The organism is Siccirubricoccus phaeus, from assembly GCF_008360935.1.
GTDB classification, from domain to species: Bacteria; Pseudomonadota; Alphaproteobacteria; order Acetobacterales; family Acetobacteraceae; genus Siccirubricoccus; species Siccirubricoccus phaeus.
In genome coordinates this window covers 44,811-57,919 of the sequence record NZ_SRXO01000023.1, presented here as the reverse complement: position 1 = coordinate 57,919, position 13,109 = coordinate 44,811, and the positions used below count along the sequence as shown (strand labels likewise).

The 13,109-nt window shown below is 70.9% G+C and carries 11 protein-coding genes; 7 read left to right on the top strand and 4 right to left on the bottom strand.

The features are described 5' to 3' along the window. Positions 1–25 precede the first annotated feature (25 nt). Entirely contained in the window at positions 26–778 is a 753-nt protein-coding gene (locus E5N76_RS24205; RefSeq protein WP_149539980.1) for a DUF4142 domain-containing protein, read from the top strand. A gap of 453 nt (positions 779–1,231) precedes the next feature. Here E5N76_RS24205 and E5N76_RS24200 read toward each other — a convergent pair whose 3' ends face one another. Beyond that, the gene (locus E5N76_RS24200) at positions 1,232–2,593 is read right to left on the bottom strand and encodes an LLM class flavin-dependent oxidoreductase (RefSeq protein ID WP_207792096.1); all 1,362 of its coding nucleotides are present in this window, start codon (positions 2,591–2,593) and stop codon (positions 1,232–1,234) included. A gap of 222 nt (positions 2,594–2,815) precedes the next feature. Between E5N76_RS24200 and E5N76_RS24195 the strand changes: the two genes are divergently transcribed. Beyond that, positions 2,816–3,796, top strand: coding sequence for a Bug family tripartite tricarboxylate transporter substrate binding protein (locus tag E5N76_RS24195; RefSeq protein WP_149539978.1), 981 nt, complete (start codon positions 2,816–2,818; stop codon positions 3,794–3,796). Between the two features lie 187 nt (positions 3,797–3,983). Here the strand turns inward: E5N76_RS24195 and E5N76_RS24190 are convergent, their stop codons facing one another. Next, positions 3,984–4,637, bottom strand: coding sequence for a MarC family protein (locus E5N76_RS24190; RefSeq protein ID WP_207792095.1), 654 nt, complete (start codon positions 4,635–4,637; stop codon positions 3,984–3,986). 306 nt (positions 4,638–4,943) lie between these two features. On the opposite strand from E5N76_RS24190, the gene E5N76_RS24185 reads away from it, so the two are divergent. Next, positions 4,944–6,131 carry a diaminopropionate ammonia-lyase gene (locus E5N76_RS24185; RefSeq protein ID WP_149539974.1) on the top strand — a complete coding sequence of 396 codons (1,188 nt, stop codon included), beginning with the start codon at positions 4,944–4,946 and terminating at the stop codon, positions 6,129–6,131. Positions 6,132–6,206: 75 nt separating this feature from the next. Beyond that, on the top strand, positions 6,207–7,538 hold the full coding sequence (gene ugpB / locus E5N76_RS24180; RefSeq protein WP_149539972.1) for a sn-glycerol-3-phosphate ABC transporter substrate-binding protein UgpB: 1,332 nt from the start codon (positions 6,207–6,209) through the stop codon (positions 7,536–7,538). A gap of 72 nt (positions 7,539–7,610) precedes the next feature. On the opposite strand, the gene E5N76_RS24175 is transcribed toward ugpB, so the two are convergent. Beyond that, positions 7,611–8,048 (bottom strand): MarR family winged helix-turn-helix transcriptional regulator, encoded by a 438-nt coding sequence (locus E5N76_RS24175; RefSeq protein WP_149539970.1) that lies wholly within the window; start codon positions 8,046–8,048, stop codon positions 7,611–7,613. 72 nt (positions 8,049–8,120) lie between these two features. Here E5N76_RS24175 and E5N76_RS24170 point away from each other — a divergent pair, with 72 nt between their 5' ends. After that, a complete protein-coding gene (locus E5N76_RS24170; protein WP_149539968.1) occupies positions 8,121–8,519 on the top strand; it encodes a nuclear transport factor 2 family protein in 399 nt (132 codons plus the stop codon). Between the two features lie 8 nt (positions 8,520–8,527). Here the strand turns inward: E5N76_RS24170 and mdoH are convergent, their stop codons facing one another. Further along, positions 8,528–10,216, bottom strand: a complete 1,689-nt coding sequence (gene mdoH, locus E5N76_RS24165; protein ID WP_268921326.1) for a glucans biosynthesis glucosyltransferase MdoH — start codon at positions 10,214–10,216, stop codon at positions 8,528–8,530. A gap of 81 nt (positions 10,217–10,297) precedes the next feature. Here mdoH and E5N76_RS24160 point away from each other — a divergent pair, with 81 nt between their 5' ends. Next, positions 10,298–11,908: a GMC family oxidoreductase gene (locus E5N76_RS24160; RefSeq protein ID WP_149539966.1), complete on the top strand. Its 1,611-nt coding sequence runs from the start codon at positions 10,298–10,300 to the stop codon at positions 11,906–11,908. Positions 11,909–12,063: 155 nt separating this feature from the next. Then, complete coding sequence (locus E5N76_RS24155; RefSeq protein ID WP_149539964.1) at positions 12,064–12,789, top strand: MgtC/SapB family protein; 726 nt, start codon at positions 12,064–12,066, stop codon at positions 12,787–12,789. The last annotated feature ends 320 nt before the right edge of the window (positions 12,790–13,109 follow it).

Sequence of the window (13,109 nt, the reverse complement as noted above, 5' to 3'; positions counted from 1 at the left end):
GCGATATGGAGAAAGGAAGGCCGCCATGACCCGCCTCGCCCTGCTCGCCGCCGCCGCGGCACTGGCCGCCATGACCCGCCTCGCCCTGCTCGCCGCCGCCGCGGCACTGGCCGCCCTGCCCGCCGCCGCCCAGACCCAGCAGCAGCGCGCCCAGGCCGCGCAGGAGCAGAATGCCCAATCCGGCGTCCCCGGCGCCCACGACACCACGGCGCCCGGCGGCTCGCCCAGCGCCACCGGCAGCCGCGCCGAGGTGACGACGACGGAGGAATTCCTCCGCCTCGTCGCGATGGGCGACCGCTATGAGATCGCCAGCAGCCGGCTGGCGCTGGAGCGGACGCAGAACCCGCGCATCCGCGACTTCGCGCAACGCATGGTCCGCGACCATGAGAAGACGACGGCGGAGTTGCAGCGCCTGCGGCCGGAGCTGGCGGCGACGGTCGCCCCGCCGCGCGGCGCCGGGCCAGGGGCGGCAGGCAGCAGCGCCGCCGGCACCAGCACCGGCATGGCGCCGAGCCCGGGCGCCGGGCAGGGCGGCCAGGGCGCCGGTCTGGACCAGCAGCACCAGGCGCTGCTGCAGCAGCTCCAGGGCGCGCCGGCGGCACGGTTCGAGCAGCTTTATCTCCGCCAGCAGGTGATGGCGCATCAGCAGGCGGTGGATCTGTTCCGCAACTACGCCGCCGCCGGGGAGGACGCCAATCTGCGGCAATGGGCCGCAGCGACCCTGCCGGCCCTGGAGGAGCATCTGCGGATGGCCCAGCAATTGCAGCGCGGCACCTAGTGTCCTGCCCGCGAAGTTTGCTGGATTTCCAGTGAACGCAGCGGACAAGCAGGCCACTGAAAACAAAAGCTAGTGGCCCGAGAACGAAATCCGCAGGACTGCGGAATCGGGACACTGGAGCATAATCGGTTGAGCTTCGTTCACCCGTCGCCCTCCAGAGCGGTTTCACCACGCCTGCGCTCGGCGAGCCCGCTTTAGCTCCTTGTTCTGTCAAATTTCCCGAGTCGTCCGGCGATTCCGCCGGACTTGAAAATGCTCCAGGTCATTGTTCGGCCGGCGTGAATCACGGCTCGGTCGATTCGACCTCAACCGGTCACGCCTCGGGCCAACACCCCAGCAGATCGGACCCCGGTCCGGAACCCAGACCGGGGTTGGGGGCCAGGTCCTGGCACCGGGCGTGCAGAGGGCAGCGCCCTCTGCTGGGGGTTTGGAGGCAACGCCCCCATCGCCGGCCTATTCCGCCGCCAGCCTCTTCGCCCGCCAATCCCCGGGCACGGCGCGCGGCAGGCCGAGATGGTCGCGCAACGTGGTGCCGGCATACTCCTTGCGGTGCAGGCCGCGCCGCTGCAGCTCCGGCACCACGTATTTCACGAAATCCGCATAGCTGCCGGGCATGATGGTGGCGGCGATGACGAAGCCGTCGCAGGCGCCGCTGGTGAACCATTCCTCCAGCTTGTCGGCGATCTCCTTCGGCCCGCCGACCATATCCATGCGCGGGCGGCCGCGGCCGGTGGCCTGGATGAAGTCGCGCACCGTCGGGTTCTTCTTCCCCGTCGCCTGTACCACCCGGTCGCGCATCGCATGCATGCCCTGGATGCTCGCCATCTCCGCGTCGGTGAAGGGCTCGTCCATGCCCTTGCTGGCGAAGTCGAAATTCAGCGCCTCGGAGAGCAGGGAGAGGCTGTCGATCTCGAGCGGCAGCTTCTCGATCAGCGCGGCGCGGTCCTCCGCCTCCGCCTGGGTCGCGGCGCAGATCGGGTTGCACAGCGTCGCCACCTTCACCTGGTCCGGGTCGCGGCCCTCCTGCGCCACCATCTGCTTGAAGGCGGCGTATTCGCGCTTGCCGGCTTCCACGTCGTGATAGGCAACGAAGACCAGCTCCGCCCAGCGTGCCGAGAAGCGCTTGCCGCGGCCGCTGCTGCCGGCCTGGATCAGCACCGGGCGGCCTTGCGGGCTGCGCGGCACGGTGAAGGGGCCGCGGCTCTTCAGGTAGCGCCCCTTGTAGTCCAGCCGGTGCACCTTGTTGCCGTCGCCGAAGCGGCCGCTGGCCTTGTCGAGGATGAGGGCGTCATCCTCCCAGCTATCCCAGTGGCCCAGCACTACTTCCACGAATTCATCGGCGCGGTCGTAGCGCCGGTCATGCTCCATGGTCTCGTCGCGGCCCATATTCGCCGCCTCGCCGTCATTCACCGAGGTGACGATGTTCCAGGCCGCCCGCCCGCCGCTCATCAGATCCAGCGTCTGGAACATGCGGGCGATGTGGAAGGGCTCGTGATAGGTGGTGGAGGCGGTGGAGCCGAGGCCGAGATGCTTCGTCGCCGCCCCCATCATGGTCAGCACCACCACCGGGTCCATCTTCACGCAGCGGATCCCGTTCTCGATGGTGTGGTGATGGTCGCCGCCATAGCGGTCCGGCATGGACAGCCGGTCGTCGAAGAAGCCGAGGTCGAATTTCCCGGCCTCCAGGATGCGGGCGATCTCCTGGAAGTGGTCGGCCGTCAGGAAATCCACCCGGCTTTCCGGGTGCCGCCAGGAGCTGGCGAAGATGGTGCAGTTCTGCGCCTGCAGGAAGCCGATGAGGTGCATCTGGCGCATGGCCGTTCCCTTTCCCGATCAGGGTGAGGTTCGCGCCTGCCCGTACTTGCGTCAACGCCGGGGGGAGGGCAGCCTGACGGCCTGCCCGCCTGGTGCGCTGGACGTCCAGCGCACCAGACGGGCAAGCAGGCCACCGAAAATAAGGGCCGGTGGCCTGAGCCGCGACGTCCGCAGGGCTTCGGGCTCGGGCCGCCAGGCGTCAAGCCAGGGGAGGAAACCCGAATGCTGCATCGCAGGGCGGCGCTGCTGGGCGCGCTTACTCTGCCAGGCCTGGCCGTGCCGAGGCTGGCCCGCGCCCAGGCCGGCTGGCCGGAACGGCCGCTTCGCTTCGTCATCGGCGGCTCCGCCGGCGGGGTCTCGGACATCCTGGTCCGCATCCTGGAGAACCGGCTGCGGGAGAGGCTGGGCCAGCCCCTGGTGCTGGACCCGCGGCCGGGCGCCGGCGGGATGGTCGGGGCGGAGAACGTCGCCCGTTCCCCGGGCGACGGCTATAATTTCTACATCAACCACATCGCCAGCCACGGCATCGGGCCGACGCTCTACAAGCGCCTCGCCTTCGACCCGCTGAAGGACCTGCCGGGCGTGGCGCGGCTAGCGGCCATGCCCAACGTGCTGATCGTGAAGGGGGACAGCCCGCATCGCAGCGTGAAGGATCTGGTGGCCTTCATTCGGGCGAATCCGGAGAAGGCGACCTTCTCCTCCGCCGGCACCGGCACCTCCTCCCACCTCTCCGGCGTGCTGTTCGGGCTGCGCATCGGGGTGGAGACGACGCATGTGCCCTATCGCGGCACGGCGCCCAGCATGTCTGCGGTGATGAACGGGGAGGTGCTCTTCGCCATCGACAACGCCCCGGCCAGCCGGCAGCAGGTGCTGGCGGGCATGCTGCGGGCGCTTGCCGTCTCCACCGCGGAGCGGGCCAGCACCATGCCGGAGCTGCCGAGCCTGCAGGAGGCTGGGGTGCCGGAATTCGACGTCGCCTCCTGGTACGGCATCGCCGCGCCGGCGGCGACGCCCCGGCCGATCATTGAGCGGATGGGGGCGGAGTTCGTGGCGGCGCTGGGCGACCCGCCGCTGGCGCAGCGCTACCGCGATTTCGGGGCGGAGCCGCTACCGCTGGGACCGGCGGAGTATGACGCCTTCATGCGCGAGGAAGTGGTCAAATGGGCGCCGGTGGTGCGGGCCTCGGGGGCTTCGGTCGAATAGAGCAGATCGCCGGAGGGCGGCATCGCCCGGAGGCCTGAATCTGCTCTGCAATCCATAAGCTAGAGCGGTTTCGCGCTGCACAGTCAGTGTGAAACCGCTCTAGCCCGGCCCCGGGTTGAGGGGGACGTTGTCCCGCGCAACGCCCCCTCCGAAAACCCCTTGGAACCCCCGAGTCAGGGACGGCCGGTCAGCGCGGGACCGGCGGCAGGGTGCTGTAGCCGGTCCAGAGGATCTGGATGCCGATGCAGAGCAGGATGAAGGCCGACAGCCGCACCACGATATTGATGCCGCTGTCGCCCAGCCGGGCGATCAGCGTCTCGGCGAAGCGGTAGCAGACATAGACGGTCAGCGAGATGGCCAGGATGCCGGCGAGCGCGGCCGCGGCGAGCAGCGCCACCTCGGCGGGGGCATGCTCGCTGGGCCGCTGGCTGCCGAGGGCGATGGCGACGGAGATGGAGCCGGGGCCGACGGTCAGCGGCAGGGTCAGCGGGTAGAAGGACTCCGATTCGGCCGGGCCCCTGCTGCGGCTGGCCGCCTCGCCGCCATCGATGTCGAGGCCGGAATGCAGCAGCTTCCAGCCGAAGGCGACCAGCACCAGCCCGCCGGCGATGCGCACCACCGGCAGGGTGATGCCGAAGAAGACCAGCAGGTGAGAGCCGACGAACATCGAGCCGATGAGCAGCAGGGCGCTGTTGATCGCCACGCGGCGCGCCAGCAGGTGCCGCTCCGCCGGGGTGCGCAGGGAGGTGAGGCCGAGGAAGAGCGGCGCGCCGCCGATCGGGTTCACGATCGGGAACAGGCCGGCATAGACCAGCAGGAAGGTGTTGGTGAGTTCGCTCACGGGGCGCGCGCCGCCCCTGCCCCATTCTGCCCCGGCATGCCGCCTGCCCCCGCCACGGGCGAAGCATGCCGGAATTCGGGACGGGGACGCAAAGGCCAAACCGGGGGGCCGTGCCGCGTCGGCGCAGGGGGGCTCCGCCCCCATGTCCCCGGCAGGCGGTCGTCGCAAGCAGTGCCCGCGACCCTGCACCTCCGCCGGGGGGAAGGCTTCCCCCCCCCCCGGACCCCGTCCCGGAGCTGCCGAGGTTGCAACGCGCGGGCGAGCCCGGCCGTGGCGCCGGCGCCCCTCGCGGGCGATACTCTGCGCATGAGCATCCCCCGCCGACCCTACCGCCTGTTGCTGAACCGCCATCACGGCACGCCCGGCCTGGTCGCCTTGCCCGAATCCGGCTTCCGCCGCGCCCGGGAGGAGATCGCCTCCTGGCCCGGCTACGCCCCGACGCCGCTCCTCCCCCTGCCGGATGTGGCCGCCGCCGCCCGCGTCGCCTCCGTGCATTACAAGGACGAGGCCGGCCGCTTCGGCCTCGGCAGCTTCAAGGCGCTCGGCGGCGCCTATGCCGTCATGCGGCTGCTGCAGGTGGAGCTCGCGAAGCGCAACATCGCCCCCAGCGCCACCGCCGCGGAGCTGGCCGAGGGCAGGTACAAGGACGCCACCCAGGCCATCACCGTCACCTGCGCCACGGATGGCAACCATGGCCGCAGCGTCGCCTGGGGCGCGCAGCGCTTCGGCGCGCGGTGCGTGATCTTCGTGCACCAGCATGTCAGCCAGGGCCGCCGCGACGCCATCGCCGCCTATGGCGCCAGCATCCGCGTGGTGCCCGGCACCTACGATGATTCGGTGCGGGAGGCGCAGAAGACGGCGGAGAAGGAGGGCTGGTTCGTCGTCTCCGACACCTCCTACCCCGGCTATACCGAGGTGCCGCGCGACGTCATGCAGGGCTACCGGGTGATGGCGGAGGAAGCCGCCGAGGCGCTGCCCGCCCCGCCCACCCATGTCTTCGTCCAGGGCGGCGTCGGTGGCGTCGCCGCCGCGGTCTCCGCCCAGATGCGCGCCCGCTACGGCGAAAAACCCCCGAAGCTGGTGGTGGTGGAACCCGAAGCCGCCGCCTGCCTGCTGGCCAGCGCCGAGGCCGGCGCCCCCACCGCCATCGAGGGCGAGCTGGACACGCTGATGGCCGGCCTCGCCTGCGGCGAGCCCTCCCTGCTCGCCTGGCAGGAGCTGGAACGCGCCGGTTTCGCCTTCATGGCCGTGCCGGACGCCGCCGCCGTGGATGCGATGAAGCTGCTGGCCGCCCGCACCCCGCGCGTGGTGGCCGGGGAAAGCGCCGTCGCCGGCCTCGCCGGCCTGCTGCTGGCGGCGCGGGACGGCTTCGGCCGCGCCGCCCTAGAACTCGCGGAAGACAGCCGCGTGCTCCTCTTCGGCACGGAGGGCGCGACCGACCCCGCGCTTTACGCGAAGCTGGTGGGGGTATCGCCGCCTGCTTCATCGAACTGACATTTTTCTGTAGCGTCTCCGTCATGCCCGGCGGCTACCTCGCCGCCCATCCACAAGACCCAGGGAGACCGCGCCATGCTGCAGCGCCGCAGCCTGCTTGCCGCCACCGCCTTCGGGCTCGCCGCGCCGCACCTGGCCGGCGCGCAGACCCGGACGGAAATCCATTACTGGTACGGCCTGGCCGGCCCGCTCGGGGAACGGGTGGCGGAACAGGTGAAGCGCTTCAACGAGAGCCAGGACCGCTACACCGTGGTCGGCAGCTTCAAGGGCAGCTACATCGACACCATGACCGGCGCCATCGCCGCCTGGCGCGCCGGCAACCCGCCCCATATCGCCCAGGTGTTCGAGGTGGGCACGGCGACGATGATGGCCGCCGGCCCCGCCATCCGCCCCGTCCATCAGCTCCTGGCCGAATCCGGCGTGCAGCTCGACCCCGCCCGCTACATCGCCGGCGTGCGCGGCTATTACAGCGACACGCAGGGCCGGCTGATCTCCATGCCCTACAACTCCTCCTCGGCGATCATGTGGATCAACCTGGACGCCTTCCAGAAGGCCGGGCTCTCCACCACCGACCTGCCGAAGACCTGGACGCAGCTCCGCGCCGCGGCGGAGAAGATCAAGGCCGCCAACGCCGCCCCGGTCGCCATCACCACCACCTGGCCGACCTGGATCCTGTTCGAGCAGATGGCAGCGATCCACGACGTGCCCTTCTCCACCAAGTCCAACGGCTTCGAGGGGCTGGATACCGAGCTGCTGCTCACCAGCGCCTTCTTCCGCAAGAACCTGGAATTCATCCTCGGCCTGCAGAAGGACGGGCTGTTCCGCTATGGCGGGCGGGACAATGCAGCGGATGGCGTCTTCCCCTCCGGCGAAGCGGCCATCAGCTTCAACTCCGCCGGCAACCGCGCGCGGGTGGAGCGGGAGGCGCGGTTCAAATGGATCTCCCTGCCGCTGCCCTACCATGACGACGTGACGACGGCGCCGAAGAACGGCGTCATCGGCGGCGCCAGCCTCTGGGCGCTCTCCGGCCGCAACCGGCCGGTGAACGAGTATCGCGGCGTGGCGGAATTCTTCCGCTTCATCTCGGAGGTCGACATGGACCTCTGGTGGCACAAGAACACCGGCTATGTGCCGATCACCCTCGCCGCCTATGAGAAGGCGAAGGCGGAGGGATACTACACGCAGAATCCGGGCGCCGATGCCGCCGTCATCCAGCTCTCCCGCGCCGAGCCGACGCCGAACAGCAAGGGCTTCCGGCTGGGGAATTTCGTGGAGGTGCGGAACATCATCCAGGAGGAAATGGAGAAAGCGCTGCAAGGGCAGCAATCCGCCCAGGCGGCGCTGGAGGCGTCGAACCGGCGGGGCAATGTGGCGCTGCGGAACTTCGAGCGGGCGAATCGCGGATAACCGGCATGAGGGGGGCCTTGCCCCCCTCAAACTCCCCCCACCAAAGGCCGAAAGGCCTTTGGAAACCATGAGTTATCCTTCCGCCAGCTCCTCCAGTATCGCCCGCAGCTCCGCCAGCCGGGCCGGCCCGACGCGCGCGGCGATGCGCGCCTCGGCTTCGGCCGAGAGGGCGATCAGCGCATCCCAGACGCGCCGGCCGCGGGCGGTCAGCTTCACCAGCCGGGCGCGGCCATCCTGCGGGTCGGGCGCGGTCGCCACATAGCCGCCCTCCGCCAGCCCCTCCACCAGATAGGCCATGCTCTGCTTGGTCATGCCGGCCTGCTCCGCCAGCGCCGTCAGCCGGGAGCCGCGTGCGGCGATATGCCGGAACACCGCACTATGCGCCGGCCGGATATCCGGAAAGCCGCGCGCCGCCAGCCCGCCATACACCTCCCGCTGCAGCCGCTCATAGGGCTGGCGCAGCAGGAAGCCGAGAGTCCGCCGATCGGCAGTGATGTTGCGCTCCGACATGCCGGCATTTGACAGATAGACAGATTATCTGTCTATATCGGTCAGTCAATCTGACGACCTCCGGAGCCCGCCATGGATCCTATCGCCGCCGACCTCGCCACCGTGGATGCGCATATCCGCGGCGAAGCCCAGGACCCCGCCAGCGTCCTCGGCCTCTATACCGAGGATGTGGTGCTGGAGATGCCGAGCCGTGCCCTCACCCTCACCAGCCACGCAGCGATCGAGGCGAATTACCGTCGCATGTTCGCCGCCATGGCGGAGGTGGAGATCACCCCCGTCGACCGCTTCGCCACCAGTGACCGCGTGGTGGATGAATGCCTGGTCCGCTTCCGCCTGGTGGCCGACGGCTTCGAGAACGCCCCTGTTCCGGTCGGCAGCCTGGTGGAGCTGCGCCTGATGCATGTTTTCGCCATGCGCGCCGGCCGGATCGCGCGGGAGACGGTGTATGAGGGGTGGCAGCGGATCGGGTAAGGCCGCCGCTACTCCGCCGCCGCCAGCCCCGCCGCCAGCTCCTCCGGCGTCGCCGCCAGCCTCGCCGTCCGCAGCCATGCCGAAACCTCCGGGGAAGCCGTCAGCACGCAGAACGGCACCGCCGCCACCAGCCCCCCTGCGAAGGGCAGCGCCCACAGCGCCGCCCCGGGCGCCGCCCACAGCAGCAGCCCGAACACCCCCAGCCCGAACAGCGTATGCGGCCACAGCAGCCGCACCGCATCGCCCCAGCCCACCCCGCGTGCCGCCCGGTTCTGCGGCGCCCAGCCCTGCCCGCCGCCGAAGGGCAGCCGGACCAGGAACATCGCCTTGTTGAACAGGCTCACCGGGTCCAGCAGCGCGGTGAAGGCCAGCTCCGCCGCCGCGCCGCGCAGGAAGGCCCAGCGCCCGCCATAGCGCGCCGCCAGGGCCGGGCGCAGCAGCACCTCCGCATAGCCGGCCAGCTTCGGGGCATGGAGCATCCCCCAGCTCACCCCCAGCAACGCCGCCAGCGCCGCGGCCGGCGCCGCCTCGCCGCCCCCCGTCACCGCATTCAGCGCGGCGAAGACCAGCACCCCCACCCAAAGCGGCGCGCCGAGGAACAGCAATATCGCCTGCGACAATTGCCAGAAGCCCATCGCCGTCATCCCCGGCAGGCGCAGCAGGTGCCAGTACTGCATGTTGCCGGCCGCCCAGCGCAGGTCCCGCGCCATGAATTCCGGCAGGGCCGGGGGATTGCCCTCCAGGCTCCCCGCCTCCTCCGGCAGGCAGCAGACCTTCCAGCCGGCGGCCTGCAGCCGCACCGCCTCCACCTGGTCGTGGCTCAGGATGGGGCGGCCATCGGGCAGCGTTTCCAGCCGCGCATGGCGGCGGAAGGGCTCGATGCGGATCAGCGCGTTATGGCCCCAATAGGGTCCCTCATCGCCCTGCCACCAGGCCTGGCCGGTGGCCCAGGCCCGCATCCCCGCCCGCATGCCGAATTGGAACAGCCGCGGGAAGGCCGCCTCCGCCGGCCGCCCGACGATGAGCTGCTGCAATATGGCCAGGCGATGATCCGCCTCCATGCAGGCCACCAGCCGCAGCACCGCCGCCGCGGACATCTCGCTATCGGCGTCCAGGCACAGCATCAGCTCGGCGCCCTGGGCGTGGCGGTCCAGGAATTCCATGATGTTCCCGGCCTTGAAGCCGGTATTGGCGGCGCGGCGCCGGTAGCGGGTGGCCGGGTACCGCCGCCGGAATTCCGCCACCGCCGCCTCTTCCGCTGCCGCCAGCGCAGGATCCTGGGTGTCGGAGAGCAGCCAGGGGGTGAAGCGCCCGGCCGCCCCGGCCGCCGCCAGCCCGTCCAGCAGCCGGGCCAGCGGCGCCAGCACCGCCCCCATCTCCTCATTGCGGATGCAGATGACGATCGCCGTTGCCAGCCTTGGCGCCCCCGGCGCCGCCCGCCGCAGCGCCGGCAGCACCGCCGCCGGCGGGTCGGGCGAGAGCAGCAGCAGCGCCAGCCCGATCAGCCCGTTGGCGGCGCAGAGCGCGGTCCAGGGCGCGGTGCCGGCGAAGCAGAGGAAGCCCAGCACCTCCCATGGCGTCCACCCCCCCGGCGCCATCACCCGCGCGGCGAGGCCGAGCTGCAGGGTGGCGAGCAGGAAGAGGAGCAGGGCGAGGAACAGGCGGCGCTGGGTCACAACCGGATAATGCGCGGGCAAAATGGCGGAATCGGGACGGCTTGCCGCCCCCGCCGCCGCATGGCGAGATACGCGAAGCAACAAAGGGGGGGGAAAAACGGCATGCCGGAAGCCGATTACGTGATCCTAGGCGGGGGCTCCGCCGGCTGCGTGCTGGCCGCGCGGCTCTCGGAAGACCCGGGCACCCAGGTGGCGCTGCTGGAGGCCGGCCCCTGGGATACCAACCCCTGGATCCACATCCCCATGGGCTTCGCCCGGCTCTACGTCACCCGCAAATTCGACTGGAACTACCAGACGGAAGGCGAGAAGGAGCTGGGCGGCCGCAGCGTCTACTGGCCGCGCGGCCGGGTCATCGGCGGCTCCGGCAGCGTCAACGGCCTGGTCTTCCTGCGCGGCTCCCCGCGCGATTACGACCGCTGGGCCCAGGCCGGCGCCCGCGGCTGGAGCTATGAGGACTGCCTGCCCGCCTTCCGCAAGCTGGAAACCTTCCACGGGCCGGAAAGCGAATATCGCGGCACCGAAGGCCCGATGCAGATCGCCGAGGTGCCGGAGCCCACCCCCGGCTGCCGCGCCTTCGTCGAGACCTGCGTGAAGCTCGGCTTCCCGCGCAACAAGGACAATAACGGCGAATGGTTCGAGGGCGTGGCGCCCAACCAGCTCAACGTCCATCGCGGGCTGCGCTGGTCGCCTGCCACCGGCTATCTCCGCCCGGCGCTGAAGCGGCCGAATCTGCGGGTGGAGACGGAACGCCTCGGCCTGCGGCTGCTCTTCGAGGGGCGGCGGGCGGTCGGCGTGGTGGTGCGCACCGCCGCGGGGCAGGAGGAAATCTGGCGGGCAAGGCGGGAGGTGATCCTCTCGGCCGGCGCCGTCGAAAGCCCGAAGCTGCTCATGCTCTCCGGCATCGGCGACGGCATGGCGCTGCAGGGCCTCGGCATCGAGACGGTGCACCACGCGCCGGAGGTGGGCCGCAACCTGCAGGACCATATGCTGGTCCGCATGGCCTTCCGCACCAGGCCGGTGGACAGCCTGAACGAGACCCTGGCCAACCCCTTCAAGACGGCGAAGATGGGGCTGGACTGGGCGCTGCGCCGCCGCGGCCACATGACCATCGGCGCCTCCGAGGCCAGCCTCTTCGCCCGCGTCCTGCCGGGCTCGGAGGAACCGGAGGTGCAGTTCCAATTCGTGAATTACAGCCTGGATACCTCCAACCAGGCGCTCTCCGCCGCGAAGCTGGCGAAGCACCCGGGCTTCACCTTCAATTTCTGCCAATGCCGCCCGGACAGCCGGGGCGAGATCACCCTCCGCAGCCCGCGCGTCGAGGACAAGCCGCGCATCCGGGCGAATTACCTGAGCCACCCGGGCGATGTGCGGGTGATGCTGGAAGCGGCGAAATTGGCGCGGAAGATCGCCGCCACCAACCCTTTCGCCGGGCTGGTGGAGGAGGAGCTTGCGCCGGGCACGGCAACGCAGAGCGAGGATGACTTCCTGGAGTATCTGCGGACCAGCGGCACCACCGTCTACCACCCCTGCGGCACCAACCGCATGGGCACGGACGACAGGGCGGTGGTGGACCCCGACCTGCGGGTGCGCGGGGTGGACGGGCTGCGGGTGGTGGATGCCTCGGTGTTTCCCTTCATGCCCTCCTCCAACATCCACCCGGCGGTGCTGATGACGGCGGAACGGGCGGCGGAGAAGATCCGGGCGGCGCGTTGAGGGAGGGCTCTGCCCTCCCCCGAACCCCCACCCGCCAAGGGCCGAACGGCCCTTGGAACCCTCGAATTGGCGCGCGGCGATTCGGCCGGCGCGCTTGACAACAGCGCCCGGAACCGCCGAGACGCTGCCCGCCACGTCGCGGAACGGAACACCCGATGCAGCAGCTTGCCGCCGTCCAGAGCTTCGCCCTGCTGCCCTTCCTCGACACCGTCATCAGCCTCGTCGCCGCCTTCCTGCTCGGCACGCTGATCGGGGCGGAGCGGCAGTACCGCCAGCGGACCGCCGGGCTGCGCACCAACGTGCTGGTGGCGCTCGGCGCCGCCGCCTTCGTCGATGCCGGGATGCGGATCGACGGCAATGGCTCCGCGGTGCGCGTCATCTCCTATGTCGTCTCCGGCGTCGGCTTCCTCGGCGCCGGGGCGATCATGAAGGAAGGGCTGAACATCCGCGGGCTGAACACCGCGGCCACCCTGTGGGGCTCGGCCGCGGTGGGGGCGGCGGCGGGGGCCGACCTCGTCGCCGAATCCGTGCTGATCGCCCTGCTGGTGCTGCTGGCGAACACCGCCCTGCGCCCGCTTTCGGAGGCGCTGAACCGCCGGCCGCTGCGCGAGGCCGCGACCGAGGCGACCTACGAGATCCAGGCCATCGTCGCCGATGCGCATCTGGGCGCGGTGCGGGAAGCGGCGCTGGAGGCGCTGGACGCCAAGGGCTACCCGGTGCGCGAGACCCGCACCGAGGAACGCTCCGACGAGACGACGGAGCTGGTCGTCACCCTCGGCGTCACCGTTGCCGTGGCGGCGGAGCTGGACGCGATCGAGGCGGTGCTGCGCCGGATGCCCGGGGTGCAGCATGCAAGCTGGTCCATGCGCACCGCCGAGTAGCGCCGCCCTGGCCGCCAGCCCGGCATGGTGCGGTCCCGCCGGCGTCCGGCGATGAAGGCAGGCCAGGCGCCATCCCGGTGACGCCGCGCGCCGCGATCATCGAGCGATAGCCGGGCGGCAGGGCCAGCAGCGCGGCATTGGCGGCGGCGCCCGGCAGGCAGGCGCGGCGATCGGCCAGCGCGGGTCCGACCGGTCCGGCAGGGCCTGGGCGGCGCTGGCGAGGGTGCCCGGCATGAAGCCTGCCTGCGCGACGCCGGTCAGCCAGGCGAGGCAACCGGGGGCAGGGCGCAGGGGGACGGCCGGCACCGCGCCGCCGGCGC